This is a genomic window from Falsiroseomonas sp. HC035, assembly GCF_050563525.1.
GTDB lineage: Bacteria > Pseudomonadota > Alphaproteobacteria > Acetobacterales > Acetobacteraceae > Falsiroseomonas.
Window position 1 is genome coordinate 491,552 of record NZ_JBNXUN010000003.1, and the last position, 22,981, is coordinate 514,532.

Sequence of the window (22,981 nt, forward strand, 5' to 3'; positions counted from 1 at the left end):
GGTGACTCACTCCACCGTCACGCTCTTGGCCAGGTTGCGGGGCTGGTCCACGTCGGTGCCCTTGAGCACCGCCACATGGTAGGCCAGGACCTGAACCGGGATGGCGTGCAGGATCGGTGCCGCGAAAGGGTGCACTGTCGGCAGTTCGATCACCCGTTCGGAGAAGCCCCGCAAGGCCTTCGACCCCACGGCGTCCGTGAAGGCCATGATGCGCCCGCCGCGGGCCGCGGCCTCCTGCAGGTTCGACGCCGTCTTCTCGAACAGCGGGCCGCTCGGGCAGAGCGCGATCACCGGCACGGCGTTGTCAATCAGCGCGATCGGGCCGTGCTTCATTTCGCCGGCCGCATAACCTTCGGCGTGGATGTAGGACAGCTCCTTCAGCTTCAGCGCGCCCTCCATGGCGATCGGCATCAGCGCGCCGCGGCCGAGGAACAGCACGTCCCGCGCCTTCGCGACTTCCGCCGCCATGGCGCGGATCTCCTCGTCCTTCTCCAGAATCTGCGCCGCATGGCCCGGTACTTCGGTCAGCGTCGTCGCCAGGAGCCTGGCCGTTGCCTCGTCCAGCGTCCCACGGGCGCGGCCGAAGCCAATGGCGAGGCAGGCCAGAAGCGCCAACTGGGCCGTGAAGGCCTTGGTGGAGGCCACGCCGATCTCCGGCCCCGCAACCGTCAGCAGCGCACCGTCGCTTTCCCGCGCCATGCTGCTTTCCGGCACATTGACCAGCGACAGCACCTTCTGCCCACCGGCGCGCAGCAGGCGAAGTGCCGCCATGGTGTCCGCCGTTTCGCCCGACTGAGAGACAAGGATGGCGCCTCCGCCCTCGATCCAGGGCGGCTCGCGATAGCGCAGTTCGCTGGCCACATCTGCATCGACCGGGATGCGCGCCAACTGCTCGATCCAGTACCGCCCGACCTGGGCTGCCAGAAATGCGCTCCCGCAGGCGGACATCGTCAGGCGAGGCACCACAGCCGGATCGAAGGGCAGCGGCGGCAGGGCAACGGCACGCGTGCCCGGATCCAGGTACTGCTGCAGCGTGTCGCCGAGCACCGCCGGATGCTCATGCAGCTCCTTCTCCATGAAGTGCCGGAAATTGCCCTTCCCGACTGCCGCACCCGAAATGGAGGTCAGCCGCACCTGTCGCTGTACCGGCTGGTCCGCCGCATCGAAGAACGCCGCGTCGGTCTCCGACACCACCGCCCAGTCACCTTCTTCAAGGTATGCGATGCGCCGGGTCAACGGCGCCAGGGCCAGCGCGTCGGAACCGACGAACATCTCGCCTTCGCCAAACCCGATGGCCAACGGCGCGCCCTGCCGGGCTGCGATCAGCATGCGGGGATGGCCCGCGAACATCATGGCCAGGGCGAAGGCGCCGTGCACACGGCGCAGGGCCGCCGACGCTGCCTCCTTCGGAGAGGCCCCCTGCTGCAGGTGCCAGTCGACCAGCCGGGCAAACGTCTCAGTATCCGTCTCCGTCTCGAAGTTCTGGCCCCTAGCCTCCAGCTCCGCCCTCAGCTCGGCATGGTTCTCAATGATGCCGTTGTGGACGACGCTGACGCGCGAGGTTCCGTGCGGGTGGGCATTCCGTTCCACCGGCGCGCCATGGGTGGCCCAGCGCGTGTGGCCGATGCCGGTCGTGCCCTCCAGCGGGCTGCGGTCCAGCACGTTGGCCAGGTTGAACAGTTTGCCCTCGGCACGCCGCCGCTCGATGTGGCCATTCACCAGCGTTGCAACGCCGGCGCTGTCATACCCACGGTACTCAAGGCGGCGCAGCGCCTCCAGCAACCGTGGCGCTGCCGCTTCGCGTCCAACGACCCCGACAATTCCACACATCAGGCCTTCACTCCCTTCCCGCGAAAGCCACGACCCGGCTTGTTGACCTGACGGCCGCGCGCGATGCCCATCGCATCATCCGGTACGTCTTCAGTGACCACGCTGCCGGCCGCCACCAGGGCCCGCGCTCCGACCCGCACCGGTGCCACCAGCGCCGTGTCTGAACCGATGAAGGCACCGGGGCCGATTTCGGTCCGATGCTTGTTCACACCGTCGTAGTTGCAGGTGATCGTTCCGGCGCCGATATTGGCTCCGGCGCCGATGACAGCATCGCCGAGGTAGCTGAGGTGATTCGCCTTAGCGCCTTCCCCCAGCACGGCCGCCTTCAATTCCACAAAGTTCCCGACATGTGCGCGTCGCTCGATGACGGTGCCCGGGCGTAGCCGGGCGAAGGGGCCGATGACCGCGCCTTCACGCACGACGCAGCCTTCCAGGTGGCTGAATGCCCGGATCTCGACACCGTCCTCGACCACGACACCTGGGCCGAAGACCACCTGAGGGCCAACAGTGACATCCCGGCCCAGCCGTGTGTCATGGGAGAAGACGACGCTGTCCGGCTGGGTCAGCGTTGCACCCGCCATCATGGCCTGCCGCCGCAGCCCGTCCTGAACCGTCGCTTCCGCCACCGCCAACTCGACGCGGCTGTTGATGCCGCGAAGTTCGGCCTCCGGCGCCTCCACCGCACGCACCTGCAACCCGGCTGCACGCGCGAGACCGACCACGTCCGTCAAGTAGTATTCGCCCTTGGCGTTGTCGTTGCGGATGGCCCGCAGCCAGGTGAAAAGCTGCGATGCGGGAGCGCAAAGGACTCCGGCGTTGCAGAGGCCGGCCTGGCGTTCCGCGGCATCCGCATCCGCCCATTCCACCACCCGTTCGACATTACCGTTGCCGTCCGTCAGCACCCGCCCGTAGTGCCCGGGGTCGGCCGGCCGCATCGCCACCAGAGCCAGCCCCGCCTCCCGTCGCGCTGCGACAAGCCGGCGCAACGTATCGACAGTGATCAGAGGGTTGTCCGCGTAGAGAACCGCGACGTCGCCCGTGAATTCCTGAAGCTGCTCGGCCGCCTGAAGGGCCGCATGGCCGGTACCCAGCCGATCTGCCTGCACCACGACAGGATGCGGAAGGGCGGCAGTCTCCAGGGCCGGCATGTCGGGCCCGATCACGACCACCAGGTGATCGAACACCTCTCGGGCAGCAGCCAGCAGGTGCTGGAGCATCGGTCGGCCCGCGATGGGATGCAGGGCCTTGGGTAGGCTGGAACGCATGCGCGTCCCGAGGCCGGCGGCAAGAATGATGGCAGCATGACTCATGCCCCCCGGTAGTCCCTCCCCCGCCTGCGCCGCAAGCCGGTGGCGGGTCACGTCCCGTTGCGTGGCGTAACGAGGGCGCCTTGCCCGGCCCGCCGCGGCATCCTATCGGGAACCATGCACAGAACGGCCATATTCGACCTCGACGGCACGCTGGTCGACAGCGCACCAGACCTGCACGCCGCGCTCGACCGACTGATGGCGGCTCGAGGCCTGCCCGGCTTTCGCCGTCCGGAGGTCGTCGCGATGATCGGCGATGGAGCGAAAGTCCTCGTCGAACGAGCCCTTGCGGCGCGGGGTGCCGCGTTCGAGCAAACGGCGCTTGATGCCTTCCTGCTGGACTACAGCGCCAACGCGGCCGTCGAGACGGCACCTTTCGAGGGTATCGTCCAGGTCCTGAAGGATCTGCGCTCGACCGGTTGGCGGCTCGCAGTCTGCACCAACAAGCCGGTCGAGCCGGCCCTGACCTTGCTGCGTGCACTGGGTTTGGCCGACCAATTCACCGCGATCGGGGGCGGCGATTCCTACCCGACCCGGAAGCCGGACCCGGCACATCTGCTCGCGACCCTCCGCGACGCCGGAGGCGACGTGTCGCGGGCGGTGATGATCGGCGATCACCACAACGACATTGCGGCGGCGCGCGGCGCCGGTGTCCCGGCCATCTTCGCCGGCTGGGGCTATGGACCCCCTGCCATGGCTGGCACCGCGCCGGTGTCGACGCGGCCATCCGACCTGCCGGCGCTACTGGCGCCTTTCGGCGAGGGTTGAGGCCTCAGCCCGCACCAGCACCGCGGTCGCGGTGCCGAACCAGCGGCTGGCCATTTCGATCCGCACCGGAATGGGCGGTGCGCCCGGATAGGGCACCGCGATCCAGGCCGTGCCACGTTGCGGGGCCGCGGCGCGGTCCCGGGGTTGGTCGCGCAGAAAGCCTGCGAGCAGTCGCGACTCAAAATTGCAGCGCAGCGCCTGCCCATGCCAGGCGGCGCGCCAGGGGCGGATGAGATCCTGTTGGACCGTGCTGCTGAGAAAGATGCTGCGCCGCCGCCCGTCGAAGACCGGGGCTTGCCCCTCGCAGTGGCCGCTCCCGGCCACAGTTCGCGACAGAAGTGCGATGGCCGAGAGGGAATCGATGGTACCCCGCCGCGCCTCCTGCGGCACCGGTTCGCGATTTTCCTCATCCGCCGGCTCCAGCCTGCGGACCACGGGATCCCCGTCCTCCCAGCCCAGCGAAATGAGGCGTGCCTGACCGCGCCAGGTGCCCTGCGAATAGAAGGTCGCGGGCCTCGCCACAGCACCAGCCCAAGCGCCAGAGACCCGAGAGACCTGTTCTCCTGACACGAAACTGGCCGCGATGCCCTGGGTCCGCAGACGGGTCTCGATGCGGTACCCGGTAGCCGAGATGTCGAACAGGGCCTCCACCTGCAGAATCGTCATGCCGGCAGCGTAGACCTCGTAGAACGCGCGTACAGGCTGTGCGGAAGCCGCGGACGACGACAGGCCGGACATCAGGATGGAGGCCAGGAATCCAGTGCCAATCGCGGTTATGCGCATCCCTCTCATATCGTCGGCCATGCGGCCGCCACAAGGACCGCCCGTGCCCGCTTGACACCGAAGCCCCACCCGCATTACTCCCCGCACCCCGGGATGGGCGCGTAGCTCAGCGGGAGAGCATCGCCTTCACACGGCGGGGGTCGTAGGTTCAATCCCTACCGCGCCCACCATCCCAGGCTCTCCAGTCGTCAAATTGGCAGGTCCACTGGCCGGAGGGGCAACGTGCCCCTCGGCCCTAGGCATTGTGCGGTTCAGTTGGACTGCGGCCCAGCGGGCGGCCCGCGGCGATCGCCATGCTGGTGGTGGCCGCCCCGCATGCCACGCGCGGGACGGATCTCCTCCCGCGTCAGGGCATTATCTGCATTGGCATCTCGAGCCCGGAACATCGCTTCTGCGAAGGGCCGGACCTCCTCGAGCGTGATTTTGCCGTCCGCGTTGGCGTCCAGTGCGCGAAACATGCCCTGGCCGTGGCGCTCGGCTCGCTGCTGCGGCCCGCGGTTGCCCATGCGTGCCTGGGCGTAGCTGCGCATCTCTTCGATGGTCACGCCGCCATCCCGGTTCGCATCAACCTCCTGAAAGCGCGCCTGCAACCAAGTCCAGCCTTCGTCGCGGCTCACCTGGCCATCGTTGTTCGCATCGGCGCGGGCAAAAGCCTCGCCCATGGCGAACCCGCGTCCGCCGTGGGCCGGGCCACGCTCGTCCGGGCCCGGTTGCGCCATGACCGGCAAGGCGCCTGCCGCCAGAACCAGTGCGGCACCGGCAAAAAGGGCGATCCTCTTCGACATTGTCGTATTCTCCATTGCGCCAGCGGGACGCCGGCTACAGCGGAGAGAATGGGGGCCGTCTGCAACGGGCGCGTGTCAGACGGCCCCGCCCAGGGTGAGGAAGCGTAACGCGCCTTGGCGGCAACCGCATCAGCCGCGGGCTGGAGTCCCCGTCTCTCCCAGGTCCCACCAGAGCCCCGCGAACCCCGCGATACCCTCGCGTGCCGCGGAAATCAGCAGGTGTTCGTCGGGGCCATGCTGCTTGCAGCCATTGTAGCTGTGCGGAATCCAGACCAGCGGCACGCCGAGATGATCGACAAAGACATCGCCCGGCAGGCCGCCCGAACTGCTGGGAATGATCTGCACCCGCTTGCCAAGCGTCCGCGACACGGAGTCCTGCGCCCAGAGCACCCAGGGATGGTCCGGCGCGGTGCGGCTGGCCGGCATGCGAAGGCCTGCGTTCTCGATGGCCACGATCTCAAGGCGATGCGCATCCAGATGGGTCCGCAGCGCCGACTCGAATGTCTCCGGCGTGGCATCGACCGTGTAGCGGATCTGGCAATGCGCCCTGGCATCGGGTGCGACCGCGTTGACCGGGTTCTCCGGCCGGCCCGAGACCATGGCGAGGACGATGAAGCTGTTCCAGCCATAGATCTTCTCGGCCGAGGTCAGCCCGGGTTCCCCCCAGCCGGCATCGATGGTTGCGGCGCCGTCGCCACCACCGACGGGACAGCCTTTCAGCACCGCCTTGACGCCGGCCGGCACGCCATCGGCCGGCAGCCACTCCCGCACCTGGATGCGTCCATCCCGGTCAACGATCGAGGCTAGTGCATGCGCGAGGATGATGGCGGGGTCGGTCGTCAGGCCACCCCAGTGTCCGGAATGCACACCACCTTCGCGCAGTCTCACCACCAGGTCGAAATGGAAGGTGCCGCGGGTACCGGTGGCGATGGTCGGCACGTCCGGCTCGACGCGCGGACCGTCGGAGGCGATCAGCGCATCCGCCGCAAGTTCCTTGGCATGCGCCGCGATGAACTCGCGCAGGCCGCGGGAGCCGCGTTCCTCCGCCATCTCGATCACCAGCTTCACGTTCGCGCTCAGCCGACCGCCACGCTCCTCCAGCACCGCTTCCAGCGCTGACAGGTTGAGGGCGTGCTGTCCCTTGTTGTCGGCGGTGCCGCGGCCGTACCAGCGGCCATCCTCGGTCGTCACGCGCCAGGGGGCGAGGCCCGTGCGCCACTGATCCTCGAGCCCGCGGACCGTGTCGCCATGCCCGTAGAGCAGGATGGTTGGACGGGCCGGGTCCTCCACGCGCGTTGCCGTCAGGATCGGTCCGAAGCCGGCAAGCGGGTTCGGTGAGATCGTGACGACGAAACCCAACCGATTCAACCAGGGCTGCATCGTCGACTCGAGGTAGGCCGAGAGAGCGGGGCCGGAGCCTTCCTCCTGCGACGTCGACGGCACGGCCACCAGCTCGGTCAGCAGGCGCTCGAAGCCGCCACCATCAAAGAAATCCACTGCGCGCGCGATGGCGCCCTCTCGCGATCCCATGCCTCGAATTCCACCCGGACGTTGTCCGCCAGACCATGGCGCAGGGCTTCGGGACTGTCCAACCGGTGCTGCGGGGCGCAGTGGCTCAGCGGGTGCTTGCGGGCGCGCCGCTGCCGCCACCCGAGCCCGGCGAACCGGCACCAAGCAGCACCGCGGCAACGACCGGGAGAAGCACGGGCAGCGCCGCCGAAAGCCCGATCCCAGCCGCTTCGGCCGGCAGCGCAACCGGTGGCGAGGGCATGAGCGCCGGAAGGCGCGCGGCCGGCAGTGACGCCGCGCCCCGTGGCGGCACCACCACCTGCGCATCATGGCCAACGATCAGGCTGCGCAGGGGCTGCGACAGCGCCGCGATGGGCATCGCGGCCAGAACCACGGCGAGGGAGGCGCCCAAAATTCGCATGGCATGACCCTAGACAGGATCGACGCAGATGTCGCGGCCGAAATGAAACCCCGAGCGCTCGTCAGCGCCCGATCAGGTGCCGCGCGATAATCATGCGCATGATCTCATTGGTGCCTTCCAGGATGCGGTGCACCCGAAGGTCACGGACGATCTTCTCGACGCCATAATCGGCCAGGTAGCCGTAGCCACCCAGAAGCTGCAACGCTTCATCCGCGACGCGGGAGCCGGTGTCGGTGGCGAAGCGCTTGGCCATGGCGCAGTAGGCCGGGGCGTCGGGCGCAGCCGCATCCAGCTTGCCGCAGGCCCGCCACAGCAGAGTCCGCGCAGCCTCCAACTCAGTGGCCATGTCGGCAAGCCGGAACTGCGTCGCCTGGAACTCGACCACGGCCTTGCCGAAGGCGCGCCGGTCCCGCACATGGGCTAGAGCCACATCCAGCGCGGCCTGCGCACCACCCAGGCTGCAGGCACCGATGTTGAGGCGGCCGCCATCCAGCCCGCTCATTGCGATGCGGAACCCCTCGCCTTCCGCGCCCAGCAGCGCGTCCGCGGCCACGCGCGCCCCGTCGAAGATCACCTGGCGGGTGGGTTGGGCGTTCCAGCCCATCTTCCGCTCGTTAACACCGAAGGACAGCCCCGGCGCCTCCTTGGGCACAAGAAGTGCGGAGACCCCGGCAGCGCCCGGCCCACCGGTCCGGACCATGGTCAGGTACAGGTCTGATGCGCCGGCGCCGCTGATGAACTGCTTCACCCCGTCCAGCACGTAGCCTTCATTGTCCCGCACCGCCCGCGTGCTCAGGGCCGCGGCGTCGCTGCCGGCACCCGGTTCAGTCAGGCAGTAGCTGGCGATGGCCTCCATCGGGATCAGCCGCGGCAACCAAGCCCCGCGCTGCGCCTCCGTGCCGTAGCGGTCGATCATCCAGGCGACCATGTTGTGGATCGACAGAAAGGCTGAGATCGTGGGGCAGCCCGTCGCCAATGCCTCGAACACGACGGCGGCATCGAGGCGCGTTAGCCCGGCGCCGCCGTTTTCCTCGCGCACATACAGCGCCGCCATGCCCAGCGACGCGGCCTCCCGTAGTACGTCGACCGGGAAGTGCCTGCGCTCGTCCCAGTCCCGCGCATGCGGCGCCAGGCGATCGCGGGCGAAGGCGAGCGCGGTCTCGCGCAGTTCTCGCGTGGCCTCGGGCAGCTCGAAGCCGCCGAACTCGTCGGGCATCATCCTGGTCCTCCCCGCCCAACTATAGGCGGGCCGCAATCTCCTGCCAGCGTAGCCGCACGGCTGCCAAGTTGCGGGCCTTGATTGGCCCGAAGCCCTTAATCCCCGAAGCGGCTTCCGCCCATTCGCAGATCGCACTGTGGGTGTCGGGCGTCAGTCGCGGCAGCAGCGAGTCGATCGTCGCACGGTACTCCTCGGCCAGCGCCCGTTCCATCCGCCGCTCCTCGGTGTGGCCGAAGGGGTCGAGTGGCGTGAAGCGCAGCGCCTTGCCATGCCGCAGCAGTCCCATGGCGCGTAGCATCCACGGCCCGAAGCGCCGCTTGCGCGGTAGGCCCGAATTTGGATCGGTGCGGGACAGTAGCGGCGGCGCGAGATTCATCTCGATCCGCGGCGCCCCGGCGAAGCTGCCGGCGAGTTGCGCGCGCCATTCCGGAAGACTGTGCAGCCGGGCGACCTCGTATTCGTCCTTGAACGCCATCAGCCGGTAGAGTTGGGTGGCCACGGCCCGCACGAGGCGCTGTTCACCCGGCACGGCCGCCTCCTCGGCCGCGTGGACCCGGGTTACGAACTGCAGGTAGCGCCGGGCATAGGCGGCGTTCTGGTACGCCGTGAGATCCGCCTCGCACCGCGCGATCATCGCCTCCAGCGTCTCCGGCGCCGCCGCAGGCGCGGCGCGTTCCTCGAGAGCCGCTCGGCGCCCCAGGGCGAAGGCCGTCAGGTTCCGCTCCACCTGCGCCCCATTCAGCGTGATCGCCTGTTCTAGTGCGGCCGCGGACACCGGCACCAGGCCGCGCTGGAACGCCAGGCCGAGCAGCCAGATGTTGAGGAAGATGGCATCGCCAAGCTCCGCCACCACTTCGCTTGTCGCGCTGACCGCGGCAAGATCCCGGCAGACCTCGGACAGATTGGCCAGCATCGCCTCCGGCTCGTAGCGTGTGGCGGTATCCCGAACGAACTGCGCAGTGGGCGACAGATCCGCATTGACCACCGCCGCGCTGCGGGTCGGGCCGAGCATCAGCCGCGCATTGCGCCCATGGGCGACGACCATGTCGGACGCAATCAGCAAATCCGCTTGCCCGGCGCCGATCCGTGGGGCCGGAATGCTGGCCTCGGTCGCGCCGGCTCGCCCGATGCGAAGCTGCACAAACACACCGCCGCCCTTCTGGGCGAAGCCGAGCGTATCCACCGATCGCGACGGGCGTCCATCCACATGCGCCGCCATGGCGAGGATCGCGCCCAGTGCCGTGACACCCTGCCCGCCCACGCCGGCGACCAGCACGTTCCAGGCGACACCATCGACCGGCTCGGGCAGCACCGGGTCGGACATCATGCCGTCCGGCATCGCCGGTAGCTTCGGCCTGGCCGGCTCCGCGCCGGTCAGCGTGAGGAAGGAGGGACAGAACCCTTGCACGCAGGACAGGTCCTGGTTGCAGGCGGACTGGTCGATACGCCGCTTGCGGCCCCAGGGCGTTGCCAGCGGTTCCACTGCGATGCAGTTGGAGACGCGGGAACATTCGCCGCAATCCTCGCAGACGCGGGGATTGATGACGGCACGCCGCTCCGCCTTGGCGGCCGTCCCCCGCTTGCGCTTGCGGCGACGCTCTGTCGCGCATTCCTGGTCGTAGATCAGCGCCGTGACGCCGGGCACCTCGCGCAGCCGGCGCTGGACGGCGTCCAACTCGCTGCGGTGATGGAAGCCGGTGCCAGGCGGCATCATGGGGTCGCCGCGATGGCGGTCGGGGTCGTCGCCGACCACCTCGATCCGCTCCACACCCTCGGCACGCAGCTGTGCGGCGATGCGCGGCACGGTGAACTCACCCTCGACATGCTGGCCGCCGGTCATCGCCACTGCGGAGTTGACCAGCACCTTGAAGGTCATGGTGGCCTTCGCCGCCACCGCGGCGCGTAGCGCCAGGCTGCCGGAATGCGCCCAGGTGCCGTCGCCGACATTGGCGAAGATATGCGGTGTTTCCGTGAAGTGCATCTGGCCGAGCCAGGGCACCCCCTCGCCGCCCATCTGCGTAAAGGCAAGGCTTTCCCGCTCCGGCATCTTGGTGACCAGCCAATGGCACCCGATGCCGGCCAGCGCGCGGGAGCCCTCCGGAATACGGGTCGAGGTGTTGTGCGGGCAGCCCGGGCAGAAGAACGGATCACGCGCCGCCAGCGGCTCCGCCGCCTGATGCTCCAACGCCTCCAGCTCCCGCAGCCTGGCCCGCATCGCATCGCTGCGCAGTGCCTCTGGCAGACGGGGCGCCAGAGCGCGCAGGATCTGCGCCGAATCCAGCTCCGCCAGATCCGACAGCAGCGGCAGGCCGCCTTCGTCGCGCTTCCCGAGGATGCGCGGCGCGCCGTCCATCCCGTACAGCGCGTCCCGCAGCTGGGGCTCGAGGAAGGCTCGCCGGTCCTCAATGACCAGGATGGTCTCGAGACCCCTGGCGAAGGCCCGCGCGCCCTCAGCATCCAGCGGCCAGGCAAGCCCCACCTTCCATATCCGCAGGCCATGCTGGCGCGCCAGCTCCGGCGTGATGCCGCATTCCGCCAGTACCTGCCGCAGCGTCGCGAAGGCCTTGCCACGCACCGCGATGCCGAGGCGGGCGGAGGCGCTGTCCATCTCGATCCGGTCGATGCCGTTGGCCCGCGCAAAGGCCTGCGCGGCCGGCAGCTTGTGCAGCCGCAGCCGGCGTTCCTGCGCGAGCGCCTGATCCGGCAGGCGGATCGACAGGCCGTCGGAGGGCAGCAGAAGTCCCGTCGGCTCGACCGTGGCATAGCGCGCCGCATCGACCCGCAGGGTCTGGCTGGCGTCCATCGTCTCGGCGACGCATTTCAGCCCGGACCAAGTGCCCGCGAAGCGCGACAACGCGAGGGCCTTAAGCCCGTATTCGAGAACCTCCGCCACCTCCGCCGGATCCAGCAGTGGAATCTCAAGGTCCTGGAAGCTGAATTCACAGCCCGAGGTGACAGTCGAGGATTTAGCGGAGGGATCATCCCCGGACAGCGCCAGCACGCCGCCCCGCGCAGCGGTGCCGGCGGAATTGGCGTGCCGCAGCACGTCCCCGCTTCGATCGAGACCTGGCCCCTTGCCGTACCAGATGCCGAAGACGCCATCATGCTTGGCGCCGGGCGCCAGCCCGACCTGCTGCGTGCCCCACACCGCGGTCGCTGCCAGATCCTCGTTCAGGCCCGGCTGGAAGACGACTTGCGCAGCCTTCAGTCGCGCCGCCTGGCGGCCCAACTCCAGGTCGTAGCCGCCGAGCGGCGAGCCGCGGTAGCCACTGATGAAGCCGGCGGTGTTCCAGCCCTGGGCCGCATCGAGTTGCCGGCGCAGCAGCGGCAGGCGGACCAGGGCCTGGATGCCGGTCAACACCACCGGCTCTCCGGCCAGATCCCAGCGATCCTCCAGGCTGGCCTGCGGGCGTTGCAGGATGCCCATCCGACGTCTCCCGTTTCAGGTTCCAAACCTTGGAAAGGATGCCCCCTTTGCACAAGGGAGCTTTTCCGAATTCTGTTGTGCACCGCCGAAAAATCAGAAGAAAATGCCGGTATGGACGCCATCGACAAACGTATCCTCCGCGCCCTCGCACGCAAGGGGCGGCTGACCAACGCGGAGTTGGCCGAGGAAGTGGGACTTTCAGCCTCCCCCTGCTGGACCCGGGTGCGGCGGCTGGAACAGGCCGGCACGATCCGCGGCTATGCCGCCCTCCTCGACCAGGCGGCGCTTGGCCTGCCTGATACCGTGTTCATCGAGGTGATGATGGAGCGCCACGACGAAGAAAGCCTGCGCCGGTTCGAGGAGGCGGTTCAGGCGATCCCGGAGGTGCTGGAATGCCACCTCGTGACGGGGGAGTACGATTTCATGATCAAGGCGGCGGTCGGCGGCACCGTCGGGTACGAGCGCCTGCTACGGGACCGCCTGTATCGCCTGCCGGGAATCCGCCACACCCGCAGCAGTTTCGCGCTGCGGTGCCTGAAGCAGGAATTGTCCCCGATGCCGATCTGACGCCAGGCTGGCCAAACGGCCGCTGCGCCTCAGCGCCTGCCGGGACGTGCGCGACCCTCGGCCGAATCGAAGTGAAGCTTGACCATGAACAGGCCGAACAGCACGCCGAAGCCGAACAAAGCGAGACCGAAGATCGAGAGGCTCGCTTCCTGCGCCGCCGCCGCGGCGGCAAGCCCGACCAGGGAGATGATGGCGGATAGCGCGACGGAGTAGATCATGGGGAAGTGTCTTTCCTGTTGTACTGATCGTCGAAAAGAATCCGCGACGCGGCACCGTCGAGGTCTTCGTACTGCCTGCTGTGCAGCATCCAGAGAAACAGGCCGAGGCCGAGCAGGCCCAGACCTAGCGCCGCTGGAATCAGCAGGATCAATGCGTTCATGGCTGCGGATCGCTCCCGGCGCGGAGGGCGTTGAGGATCACGATGATCGAGCTGCTGGCCATGACGACCGCTGCGACCAACGGCGTCACGTAGCCCAACACGGCGGCCGGCACCGCTACGACGTTGTAGGTCAGGCTGAACGCGATGTTCTGGCGCGCCAGGCTCTGCGCGCGGCGTGCCACGTGGATGGCGAAGGGCAGTGCCACAAGCCCCCCCCCGAGCAGCACGATGTCGGACGCCGCCTGGGCAACTCCCGCGGCGTTCGCGGGGCTGGCGGAGACATGGGCGAGGCTCAGGGCACCGGCATCATTGATGCCATCGCCAACCATGAGCGGCCTTAGCCCGGTCGCCCGCAGCGCCTCCACGCGCGACGCCTTGGCAGTGGGTGCCATGCGGGCCTGCCAATGCCCGACGCCCGTCTGTTCGGCCGCTGCCTGGACCACCTCCGGCGCGTCGCCGGACAGGATCTCCGTCGCCAGCCCAAGGTCATGCATCGATGCCACAACCTGGCTCGACTCCGGCCGAAGCTGGTCCCGGAAACGGAACCGCGCGGGCTCCTGGCCTGGCCGCGACAGGAACATCGTCATCTCGGCACCAGGCGCCTCGGGCAGGCCACAGAATGCTGCGCTGCCCAAGCGGACCTCACCGAGCCGGAGGCCGTTGCCCGAAATCTCCGCAACGCCTGGCAAGGCCGGCGCATCCGGACAGATGCGCGCGAGGGCCAGCGCGAGCGGGTGCCGGCTGGCCCGCGCCATGCTGGCTGCCAAGCGTAGCGTCGCCGGGTCGTGAGGGTGGTCCAACAGCAGTTCCGGCTGGCCTGTCGTCAGCGTCCCGGTCTTGTCCAGCAACGCGTAGTCTGCTGTCGCCAAGCGTTCCAGCGCGGTCGGTGATGCCACGAGGATACCGCGCCGGAACAGCGCGCCGGCCGCGGCGACCTGCACGGCGGGCACCGCGATGGCCAGGCCACAGGGGCAGGTCACGATCAGGGCGGCAACCGCCGGCACCAGGGCCGCCTGCCAGTCAATTCCGACGCCCAGCCACCAGCCCAGGAAGGTCATGGCGGCAATGACGTGCACGGTCGGCACATAGATCCGCGCCGCGCGATCGGCGATGGAGACGAAGCGCCCCCTGCCCTGCTCGGCCCGTTCCAATAGCCGCCCTAGCGCCGCCAGCGATCCCTCCCGCAAGGCGGCGCTGACCCGCATGAGGAACGCCGCCCCCATGTTGATCGCGCCTGCCGGCAGCGCCTGCCCGGCGGCAAGTCTCCGGGGCACGGATTCGCCGGTCGTTGGGCTCATGTCGAGCACCACGTCCACCTCGGACACACCGTCGAGCCGCAGGCGCTCCCCGGCCGCCACGCAAACCAGGTCGCCGGCCCGGACCTGCTCGGCCTGAACCTCTCGCGCTCGGCCGCCATCATCCTGCACGGTCACGGTACCGTCCTGCAGGGCCAGCAGTTCCGCCACGGCCTGCCCCGCCTTGCGCCGCATACGGCGATCGAGCAAGCGGCCTGCCAGGAGCAGCGCCAGCAGGCTGGTGGCGCCATCGAACCAGGTGTAGGGACCGTTCCGCAGCACCTCGCTGAGGCTCATCGCAGTGGTCGCAATAACGCCTAGCGAGACGGCCAGGTCCATGTTCGTCCGGCCGGTCCGCGCCGCATGCCAGGCCGAACGATAGAAGGGCATCCCGGCGACCAGCACCGTCGGTAGTGCGATCAGCGCGGCAAGCCAGTGCATCAAGGCCCGGGTCTGCTCGCCCATGTCGCCGCCAACCCAGACGGCGACGGAGACGAGCATGACATTCATCGACCCGAAGGCGGCGATGCCAAGGGCCCGCAGCAGCGCCTGGCCCTCTGCGTCTTCCGTGGCGCGCAGGCAGGCGGGTGACCAGGGCGCGACGCGGAAGCCGAGCCGTACGATCAGCGCCGCGAAGTCTCGTGCCCGGTTCGCTTCCCCGCGCCAGGTGATGCTCAGGCGCCGCGTGGAGAGGTTGGCGCGCGCACGCATGACATCCGGCTCGGTCGCCAGCGCCTGCTCCACCAGCCAGACGCAGGCGCCGCAGCTGAGGCCGCAGATCATGAGCTCAAGGCGATGCAAGCCGCCCGCCGTCTCGGTGGCGAGGGATGCGGCGTCGAAGGTTGGCGCCGCGTCCGGCGCCTTAAGGGACGCGGCCGAGGCATCGCGTCGCAGGTAGAAGGCATCCAGGCCGAGTCCCTGGACCAGGGCATGTGCGCCTGCGCAGCCATCGCAGCAGAAATCCCCCTGCCCGGGAATCAGTGCCGCACCGCAATGCCGGCACCCGGCCAGGGAATGGCCTACCGGCGCCTTCTGGAAGCGCTGCCCCGCGAAGGCTTCTGCGGTCACGAGACGATGATCCGGCGACGGACTTCGAATACCTGGCCGCCCGGACCCAGCAGGCGAAGCCGTGCCTCCCATTGTCCGGGACGGGCTGGCTGGGCGTGGGCCACGTAGGTTGCGTTGCCGGCTGCGCGGAACGTCAGCGGGTGCTCGGACCCTTCCAACGGGCGCACGAGGACTCCCTCCCAGGCGCCCGCCAGCGGGCGTCCGTCTCGGTCGACCGCGGCGACGAGGAGAACGCCGTGCTCCCAGCGCACCTCCGCCTGCCATCCCAGGGCATCCTGCCGCGCGGCCGTCTCGAGCACGCGGTTGTAGGTACGTCCGCGGTCAAAGGACCGGCCGACCGTAACGCCGGTGAAGGTGGACAGCGCGGCGTAGACAAGGCCGCCATTCACCACGACGACCAGCAGCATTCCGCCTACGAAGATCCATGGAATCCAGAGGCTGCGCCGAGGCTGCGCGTCGCGTGCGGAGTGACTCATGGCTTGGGTCCCAGCAGAATGCTGCGTTCCGACGCAGCAATGTTGCCTTGGCTGTCCCGCAGGCGGAAGGTGACGTCGGATGACTGACGCTGCGAAGGGCCGGCTGGCTGCGTCACCAGCACGCGCCACTGCGTGATTCCATCAGGCCGCGTTGTGACGGCGAAGCGATTGGCCCCGAGAGGCGCACCCTCCTGCACCTGCATCTGCACCGGCACGGATGCCTCGATCTCAAGCGCGAGTTCCGAGACATCCCGCGTCTTGTTCGCGATCTTGAGGGTGAAGGCATTGCGCACCGAGCCATCTGCCAGTGCAATGAACAGCGGGGCGCGGTCGCGCAGCACTGATAGCGTCACGGCTTCACGCGTCAGGAACGCACCCGCCATGATACCCGCAACGGTCGTCAACATCGCCGCGTACAAAAGCGTGCGCGGCCGGAGGAAACGCGGCCTGCTGCGTGCCGCCATGCCTGCGGTCTGGCGTGCAGGTCCGGGCGGCACGGAAGCCGAGGCTGCCGTCGAGGCCGCCAGATTGGCCAATGTCTCGAACGCCACAAGGCCCTTCGGCCGATCAAGGCGCTTCATGATGTCGTCGCAGGCATCAATGCAAAGGCCGCAGCCGATGCATTCCAGCTGCTGCCCATCCCTGATGTCGATACCGGTCGGGCAGACGTTCACGCAGGCGCGGCAATCGACGCAGTCGCCAATGCTGTGCTTCGTCGCCTTGCCGCGCGGCTCCCCACGCCAGTCGCGATAGGTCACGACGAGGGAGTTCTCGTCCAGCATGGCGGCCTGGAACCGCGGCCACGGGCACATGTAGGTGCAGACCTGCTCCCGGGCCCAGCCGGCCAGCAGGTAGGTGGTGCCGGTGAACAGCGCGAAGAAAAAATAGACCTCGACCGAAGCCTGCCCGGTCAGCACCTCGCGCACCACCGTCGGCGCATCGTTAAAATACATGATCCAGGCGCCGCCCGTCGTTGCGGCGATCAGCAACCATGCCGCATGGGTGGCGCCCTTCTTGCGCAGCTTGGCAGGGCTCCAAGGCGCCTTGTCCAGGCGCATGCGCTCGTTGCGATCGCCCTGGATGCGACGCTCAACCCACATGAACAGGTCAGTCCAGACCGTCTGTGGGCATGCAAAGCCGCACCAGACTCGCCCGAAGAGGCTGGTCGCGACGAACAAGCCAATGGCTGCGAGGACCAGGAGCCCCGTGAGGAAATAGACCTCCTGCGGCCAGATTTCGATGAAGAAGAAGAACAGGCGGCCGTGCCCGATATCCACCAGTACAGCCTGGTCCGGCGCGCCCGGACCGCGATCCCAGCGCAGCCACGGCACGAGGTAGTAGGCAGCGAGGCACAGGATGAGAATCAACCACTTCCACGTCCGAACCGTACCGGTCACTGCCTTTGGATAGACCCGCTGCCTGGCCGCATACAGCGGCGTATTGGCTGCGGCCTGCAGGCGTTCGGGCGGATGAACGGTTGTCATGATCCGGTGCTCACCCTGCCCTAGTTCTCGCCGCCACCGAGCGCATGCACGTAGACGGTGAGCATGTTGACGACTGCCGGGTCCAGCCGCCCGCGCCAGGACGGCATCACGCCGGCGCGGCTGTAGGCGATGGTCTGGATGATCGCGGCCTTGTCGCCGCCATAGAGCCATATGCGGTCAGCGAGATTGGGCGCGCCGACATCGCGATTCCCGGCGCCTGCGTCGCCGTGGCAGGCAGCGCAGTTCTCTGCGTACAGGGCCGCGCCGCGCTGCGCTGCCGTCATGTCATCCGCTCGGCCGCTGAGCGACAGCACGAACTCCGCCGTATCGCTCACCTGCGCGCGGGTCAGAACGCCGTCGGCGAGGAAGCGCGGCATCATGCTGATGCGCTCCTCATCGCTTTCGCCAGCGCGCACGCCGTGCGCAATGGTGCTACGAATGGCGTCGTGCGTTCCGCCCCAGATCCAGTCGTCATCGGCCAGGGAAGGAAAGCCGCCAGCGGCACCCTGCCCGCCAGCGCCGTGGCAGCCGGCACAGTTGTTGGCGAAGGCGATGCGGCCACCGGCCACGGCAAAGCCCCGCATTTCGGAATCAGCCGCGATCTGCTGCGGCGTTGCGGCACGGATCCGCGCCATTATCGGTGCCATCCGCGCATCGGCTTCCCGCACATCCCTCACGACCGCTTCGCGCGCGATCCAGCCCGACACGCCAGTCGCACCCTGGAACGGGAAGGCCGGGTAGATGACGACCCAGACTGCCGCGAAGGCGATGCAGGCATAGAAGGTGTAGAGCCACCACTTGGGTAGCGGATTGTTCAGCTCGCGGACGCCGTCCCATTCATGGCCCGTCGTCTCCGTGCCGGTCAGGCTGTCCTTCTCGATCTTGGTCGGCATGTCGGTGTCCTCAGGGCCGGCGGTCGCGATGGTCGTCGCGGAAAGGTATCAGGCCTGCCTGATCCATCGTCTGCTTGCGGCCTGGCGCCATGACGCGGATCAGGATTCCGATGAACAGGACGAAGAACCAGACAACCCAGAGGGTGGAGAACAGCGGCTGCAGCGCGACAAGGTCCATCGTGCCGATCCTCACTGCTGCCGAAGCTGGTCGGGCGTGACGTCGCTGAAGCGGACGAGCGTCCCGAGCATCTGGAGGTAGGCGACCAACGCATCCATCTCCGTCACCGCGGCCGGATTGCCGTCGAACAGGCCCTGCCTCGCGCGCGCATAGCGGCTTGCGAAGGCCGTCGGGTCGCGATCCGGCCTCGCCTGTGTTTCCAGGTCGGCCCGGGCATTGGCGATCATCTCGTCCGTGTAGGGCACACCGACGGCGCGCTGCGCGCGCAGGTTATCCGCGATATGGCGCGTGTTCAGCGGGCGGTCGAGGAAGGCGTAGGGCGGCATCACGCTTTCCGGCACCACGGCGCGTGGGCTGCGCAGATGCGCCACCTGCCAGTCATCCGAATAGCGGCCGCCGACCCGTGCGAGATCCGGCCCGGTTCGCTTCGAGCCCCACTGAAAGGGATGGTCGTAGATGCTCTCGGCGGCCAGGGAGTAGTGGCCGTACCGCTCCAGCTCGTCGCGGAACGGCCGCACCATCTGGCTGTGGCAGAGGTAGCAGCCCTCCCGCACGTAGATGTCGCGCCCGGCGAGTTCCAGCGGCGTGTAGGGACGGATTCCCTCCACCCGCTCGATGGTGCTCTCGACGGTGAACAGCGGCACGATCTGGGCCAAGCCGCCGATCGAGACCGTGATGAGCGTCAGGACGCCCATCAGGACCAGGTTCTTCTCAATGATCCCGTGGTTGAGCCAGCGCATCGGTCTTTCCTCACTCTGCCGGGACGGGAAGAACCGCACGCTGCGGGACACGGGACGGAGCTTCGTCCGCCACCTCCGTCCGCGTCACGGTCATCCACAGGTTGTAGGCCATGATCAGCGCGCCGCTCAGATACATCAGGCCGCCGAGCATGCGGATGACGTAGTAGGGGTGCATCGCGGCGACGCTCTCGATGAAGGCGTATTGCAGGAAGCCCAGCTCGTCATAGGCGCGCCACATCAGGCCCTGCAGGATGCCCGAGACCCACATCGCGGTGATGTAGAGGACGATTCCGAGCGTCGCGATCCAGAAGTGCCAGGACACCAGCTTCTGGCTGTACAGCGCACGCTTTCCCCAGAGAACCGGGTACAGCCAGTACAGCGCACCGAAGGTGATGAAGCCGACCCAGCCCATGGCGCCGGAATGCACGTGGCCGATAGTCCAGTCGGTATAGTGAGACAGCGCGTTCACCGCCTTGATGGACATGACCGGCCCCTCAAAGGTCGACATGCCGTAGAAGCCGACGGCGGTGACGGAGAAGCGCAGGCCGGGGTCCGTTCGCAGCTTGTCCCAGGCGCCCGACAGCGTCATCAGGCCGTTGATCATGCCGCCCCAGGACGGCATCCAGAGCATGACAGAGAACACCATGCCCAGCGTCTGCGCCCAGTCCGGCAGCGCCGTGTAGTGCAGGTGATGCGGGCCGGCCCAGATGTAGAGGAAGATCAGTGACCAGAAGTGCACGATCGACAGGCGGTAGGAATAGACCGGCCGTTCCGCCTGCTTAGGAATGAAGTAGTACATCATCCCGAGGAAGCCGGCGGTCAGGAAGAAGCCGACCGCGTTGTGGCCGTACCACCACTGGATCATCGCATCCTGCACGCCGGCGGCCAGGCCGTAGCTTTTCGCGTGGCCGAGCGTGATCGGCAGCGCCAGGTTGTTGACGATGTGCAGCATCGCGACGGTGATGATGAAGGCGAGGTAGAACCAATTCGCCACATAGATATGCGGCTCCTCCCGCTTCACGATCGTGCCGCCGAAGGCGACCAGGTAGTGTACCCAGACAACCGTCAGCCAGATGTCGACGAACCACTCGGGCTCCGCATATTCCTTGCCCTGCGTCACACCGAAGACGTAGCCCAGTGCCGCAGCAACGATGAAGAACTGGTAGCCCCAGAACAGGAACCAGCCCATCGGCGCGCCACCGAACAGTGAGGCGCGACAGGTTCGCTGGACGACATAAAGGCTGGTGCAGATCAGCGCATTGCCGCCGAAGGCGAAGATCACTGCGGAGGTGTGCACCGGCCGCAGCCGACCAAAGGTCGTCCATTCGAGGTCGAGGTTGAGCAGCGGCCATGCCAGCTGGGAGGCGATGACAACGCCGACCAGGAACCCGACGACGCCCCAGAACATGGTCGCGATGGCAAAGGCGCGGATGGGGCCGTCCACATAGGGTTCGGCCTGCCCGGCAGTTCCACCTACCCAACCCGCACTGTCGCCCGTTGCAGCCATGGCAAAATTCTCCCGCATCCAGTCGGGCCGCTAGCTTGGGCGCGGCACCTGGGTGGAGATGACATCGCAGAAGGTCGCCCGTCCTTGATCCGGATCAACCCGGCGGTCGTGGTCCTGCTCTATATCTGTGGCAACGCAGCGAAAGATGTGGGCCATGACCACGCAGATCGATGACTCGATGACGCCGGTTGGGGCGGTAATCGATGCAGACACCCAGGTTCCGCCCGATCGCCCCTGGGCCTGGATCTCGGCAGGTTGGGCCGATTTCAGGGCGATGCCGCACATCGGATTCTGCTATGGCGGTGCAATCGTCGCAGCGGGTTGGCTGCTGAGCGGTCTGCTGCTGGGAACCGGAATTGCCTGGGCGGTGCTCCCTGCAACCGCGGGCTTCTTCCTGATGGCGCCTTTCCTCGGCGCCGGCATGTACGAGGCGAGCCGACTGCGGGAGGCTGGACAGCCGGTCACCCTCCGGCTGTGCCTGCAGGGCTTCCGCCGGCACGCACCCCAGTTGATGCTCCTGGGTGCGGCGCTGCTGTTCCTTCACCTCTTCTGGGTTCGCATGGCAGGCCTGTTGTTCGCCCTGTTCTTTGGCCTGGGCTTCGCGCCGGCGATCGAAGCCGTGCCTGTGGCGATGCTGCGGTCGCCAAACCTTCTGCCCTTCCTGGTTGTCGGCACCGGGATGGGGTTTGTACTGGCGACCATCGCGTTCGCGGCCACGGCAGTCTCGATCCCGATGCTGGTGGACCGGGATGTCTCGGCTTTCGAGGCCGTTTCCGTCTCCATCCGCGCGACCCTGAAGAACTGGCGCGCCATGTCGCTGTGGGCCGGGCTCATCGTCATCTTCACCGCGATGGCGCTTGTGCCCTTCTTCCTGGGGCTTGCACTCGTACTTCCCGTCATCGCGCACGCCACCTGGCATGCCTATCGCGACCTGGTCCGATGATCAGATCAGGTCGATGTCGCCGGGCAGGAACCGGGCAGGCGACAGGCCGCTGAACACGACTCCGCCGCTGCCGAGCGGCAGAAAGGACCCGGAGCTATTGGCCGCCAGGGCTGCCAGCAACGCGGCCGTCGTGGCATAGCCGGCGGAAGGAACGCTGAGCCGATCAACCCCTGGAGAGAAATCCAGCAAGGTATCCAGGCCTGAGTTCATCTCCAGCACGAAGCGGTCAGACCCCTCGCCGCCCTCCAGCGTATCATCGCCGCGCCCGCCCCGCAGCCTGTCGGCTCCATCGCCGCCATACAGGTAGTTGGCAAGCGCGTTGCCGGCGATCGAGTTGTTCTGGTCATTGCCCATGCCGAAGAGGGCCGTGCCCTGCAGCGAGAGATTCTCGAAATTTGGCGGCAGCAGGTAACCACCACCTGGCAGATTGGCCCAGACCGAGTCGGCGCCACCACCCGCGGCCTCGATAATCTGGTCTCCGGGCGAATCAATGATGTAGATGTCGTCGCCGACGCCCCCCAGCAGCAGGCTTTCCGAACCATCACCGGAGGCGGCATCCAGCGTATCTGCTCCAGCGCCGCCCCTCAGGACGTCTCCCAGGCCACCTCCTGAGCGCAGCAGATCGTTGCCGGCGCCACCCTGCAGATCATCAGCACCCAGCCCGCCATCGAGGGTGTCGTTGCCTGAACCGCCTTCAAGGTGATCATTGCCCTCGCCGCCTACCAGCAGGTCATGTCCATCACCGCCATGAAGCGTGTCGAGGCCCGCACCACCCTCCAGCACGTCAGCGCCGAAACCCCCGACGAGACGATCCGCACCCTCTCCGCCGGCAAGTTGATCATCGCCTTCGCCGCCGAAAAGCAGGTCGTCGCCAGCCTCGCCATCCAGCCGGTCATTGCCCGCGCCACCCAGCAGCCAATCCTGTCCGGCTCCGCCCAGAAGCGTGTCGGCCCCCGCACCGCCGCGGATCAGATCGTCGCCGGCCCCTCCCAAAGCCAGATCCGATCCATCGCCGGCATCCAAGGTATCGCTGCCACCTGAACCGTCGAGAACATCATCGCCGTCGCGCCCCTCAAGCCGGTTGGCCGCATCGTTGCCGACGAGGGTGTCCGCCCTGGCACTTCCGTAAGCCCCAATGTCGCCGGCACCGTTGGCGAGGCGCAGCCGCTCGATCTCGGCCGGCATCGACATCGTCCAGGCGACCACCAACTCATCGTGGCCACCGCCAGGCACTTCGACCCAGATGTCGGCAAGACCATAGAGCGAATAGACATCGTCTCCAGGGCCACCAACCAGACGATTTGACCCGGCGCCGCCCACGAGAGTGTCGGCACCCTCACCGCCCTCCAGTTCGTCAATTCCACTTCCGGCGTTCAGCCAGTCATTGCCGGCGCCGCCGAAC

General features: G+C 67.7%; 21 protein-coding genes and 1 tRNA gene. 4 read left to right on the forward strand and 18 right to left on the reverse strand.

What is annotated here, in order from left to right:
* Positions 1–6: 6 nt before the first annotated feature.
* Together glmS and glmU are read right to left on the reverse strand one after the other, a co-directional pair.
* Complete coding sequence (gene glmS, locus ACLF3G_RS10220; RefSeq protein ID WP_430669253.1) at positions 7–1,830, reverse strand: glutamine--fructose-6-phosphate transaminase (isomerizing); 1,824 nt, start codon at positions 1,828–1,830, stop codon at positions 7–9.
* Complete coding sequence (gene glmU / locus ACLF3G_RS10225) at positions 1,830–3,140, reverse strand: bifunctional UDP-N-acetylglucosamine diphosphorylase/glucosamine-1-phosphate N-acetyltransferase GlmU (protein ID WP_430669254.1); 1,311 nt, start codon at positions 3,138–3,140, stop codon at positions 1,830–1,832. Before glmU ends, glmS begins: the two co-directional genes overlap by 1 nt.
* 114 nt (positions 3,141–3,254) lie before the next feature.
* On the opposite strand from glmU, the gene gph reads away from it, so the two are divergent.
* Entirely contained in the window at positions 3,255–3,905 is a 651-nt protein-coding gene (gph, locus tag ACLF3G_RS10230; protein ID WP_430669255.1) for a phosphoglycolate phosphatase, read from the forward strand.
* Here gph and ACLF3G_RS10235 read toward each other — a convergent pair.
* Positions 3,879–4,709 (reverse strand): DUF3108 domain-containing protein, encoded by an 831-nt coding sequence (locus ACLF3G_RS10235; RefSeq protein ID WP_430669256.1) that lies wholly within the window; start codon positions 4,707–4,709, stop codon positions 3,879–3,881. The genes gph and ACLF3G_RS10235 overlap by 27 nt on opposite strands.
* 74 nt (positions 4,710–4,783) lie before the next feature.
* Here ACLF3G_RS10235 and ACLF3G_RS10240 point away from each other — a divergent pair.
* Positions 4,784–4,858, forward strand: a tRNA-Val gene (locus tag ACLF3G_RS10240).
* An 81-nt stretch (positions 4,859–4,939) separates the two neighbouring features.
* Here ACLF3G_RS10240 and ACLF3G_RS10245 read toward each other — a convergent pair.
* The 5 genes from ACLF3G_RS10245 to ACLF3G_RS10265 all read right to left on the reverse strand — a co-directional run bounded on the left by ACLF3G_RS10245 (position 4,940) and on the right by ACLF3G_RS10265 (position 12,049).
* Positions 4,940–5,407: an EF-hand domain-containing protein gene (locus ACLF3G_RS10245; RefSeq protein WP_430669257.1), complete on the reverse strand. Its 468-nt coding sequence runs from the start codon at positions 5,405–5,407 to the stop codon at positions 4,940–4,942.
* A 195-nt stretch (positions 5,408–5,602) separates the two neighbouring features.
* Positions 5,603–7,003, reverse strand: coding sequence for a M20/M25/M40 family metallo-hydrolase (locus tag ACLF3G_RS10250; RefSeq protein WP_430669258.1), 1,401 nt, complete (start codon positions 7,001–7,003; stop codon positions 5,603–5,605).
* An 85-nt stretch (positions 7,004–7,088) separates the two neighbouring features.
* Positions 7,089–7,403 carry a hypothetical protein gene (locus ACLF3G_RS10255; RefSeq protein WP_430669259.1) on the reverse strand — a complete coding sequence of 105 codons (315 nt, stop codon included), beginning with the start codon at positions 7,401–7,403 and terminating at the stop codon, positions 7,089–7,091.
* A 61-nt stretch (positions 7,404–7,464) separates the two neighbouring features.
* On the reverse strand, positions 7,465–8,622 hold the full coding sequence (locus ACLF3G_RS10260) for an acyl-CoA dehydrogenase family protein (RefSeq protein ID WP_430669260.1): 1,158 nt from the start codon (positions 8,620–8,622) through the stop codon (positions 7,465–7,467).
* 19 nt (positions 8,623–8,641) lie between these two features.
* A complete protein-coding gene (locus ACLF3G_RS10265; protein WP_430669261.1) occupies positions 8,642–12,049 on the reverse strand; it encodes an indolepyruvate ferredoxin oxidoreductase family protein in 3,408 nt (1,135 codons plus the stop codon).
* Positions 12,050–12,160: 111 nt separating this feature from the next.
* Here ACLF3G_RS10265 and ACLF3G_RS10270 point away from each other — a divergent pair, with 111 nt between their 5' ends.
* On the forward strand, positions 12,161–12,616 hold the full coding sequence (locus ACLF3G_RS10270) for an Lrp/AsnC family transcriptional regulator (protein WP_430669262.1): 456 nt from the start codon (positions 12,161–12,163) through the stop codon (positions 12,614–12,616).
* A 29-nt stretch (positions 12,617–12,645) separates the two neighbouring features.
* Here ACLF3G_RS10270 and ACLF3G_RS10275 read toward each other — a convergent pair whose 3' ends face one another.
* Genes ACLF3G_RS10275 through ccoN form a run of 9 tightly spaced genes read right to left on the reverse strand, consistent with a single transcriptional unit; the run spans position 12,646 to position 20,636 of the window.
* Entirely contained in the window at positions 12,646–12,834 is a 189-nt protein-coding gene (locus ACLF3G_RS10275) for a hypothetical protein (protein WP_430669263.1), read from the reverse strand.
* Positions 12,831–12,995 (reverse strand): cbb3-type cytochrome oxidase assembly protein CcoS, encoded by a 165-nt coding sequence (gene ccoS, locus ACLF3G_RS10280; RefSeq protein WP_430669264.1) that lies wholly within the window; start codon positions 12,993–12,995, stop codon positions 12,831–12,833. The genes ACLF3G_RS10275 and ccoS overlap by 4 nt, the downstream gene beginning before the upstream one ends.
* Positions 12,992–15,358, reverse strand: a complete 2,367-nt coding sequence (locus ACLF3G_RS10285) for a heavy metal translocating P-type ATPase (RefSeq protein ID WP_430669265.1) — start codon at positions 15,356–15,358, stop codon at positions 12,992–12,994. The genes ccoS and ACLF3G_RS10285 overlap by 4 nt, the downstream gene beginning before the upstream one ends.
* A complete protein-coding gene (locus ACLF3G_RS10290) occupies positions 15,355–15,834 on the reverse strand; it encodes a FixH family protein (protein ID WP_430669266.1) in 480 nt (159 codons plus the stop codon). Before ACLF3G_RS10290 ends, ACLF3G_RS10285 begins: the two co-directional genes overlap by 4 nt.
* Positions 15,831–17,318, reverse strand: a complete 1,488-nt coding sequence (ccoG, locus tag ACLF3G_RS10295; protein WP_430669267.1) for a cytochrome c oxidase accessory protein CcoG — start codon at positions 17,316–17,318, stop codon at positions 15,831–15,833. Before ccoG ends, ACLF3G_RS10290 begins: the two co-directional genes overlap by 4 nt.
* 20 nt (positions 17,319–17,338) lie before the next feature.
* Positions 17,339–18,211 carry a cytochrome-c oxidase, cbb3-type subunit III gene (ccoP, locus tag ACLF3G_RS10300; protein ID WP_430669268.1) on the reverse strand — a complete coding sequence of 291 codons (873 nt, stop codon included), beginning with the start codon at positions 18,209–18,211 and terminating at the stop codon, positions 17,339–17,341.
* Between the two features lie 10 nt (positions 18,212–18,221).
* A complete protein-coding gene (locus ACLF3G_RS10305; RefSeq protein WP_430669269.1) occupies positions 18,222–18,389 on the reverse strand; it encodes a cbb3-type cytochrome oxidase subunit 3 in 168 nt (55 codons plus the stop codon).
* An 11-nt stretch (positions 18,390–18,400) separates the two neighbouring features.
* The gene (ccoO, locus tag ACLF3G_RS10310; RefSeq protein WP_430669270.1) at positions 18,401–19,129 is read right to left on the reverse strand and encodes a cytochrome-c oxidase, cbb3-type subunit II; all 729 of its coding nucleotides are present in this window, start codon (positions 19,127–19,129) and stop codon (positions 18,401–18,403) included.
* A 10-nt stretch (positions 19,130–19,139) separates the two neighbouring features.
* Positions 19,140–20,636 carry a cytochrome-c oxidase, cbb3-type subunit I gene (gene ccoN / locus ACLF3G_RS10315; protein WP_430669271.1) on the reverse strand — a complete coding sequence of 499 codons (1,497 nt, stop codon included), beginning with the start codon at positions 20,634–20,636 and terminating at the stop codon, positions 19,140–19,142.
* 154 nt (positions 20,637–20,790) lie between these two features.
* On the opposite strand from ccoN, the gene ACLF3G_RS10320 reads away from it, so the two are divergent.
* Complete coding sequence (locus ACLF3G_RS10320) at positions 20,791–21,579, forward strand: DUF2189 domain-containing protein (RefSeq protein WP_430669272.1); 789 nt, start codon at positions 20,791–20,793, stop codon at positions 21,577–21,579.
* Here the strand turns inward: ACLF3G_RS10320 and ACLF3G_RS10325 are convergent.
* Positions 21,580–22,981, reverse strand: a 1,402-nt coding sequence (locus tag ACLF3G_RS10325; protein WP_430669273.1) for a calcium-binding protein, incomplete at its 5' end; no start/stop codon positions are given. It abuts the gene before it with no gap.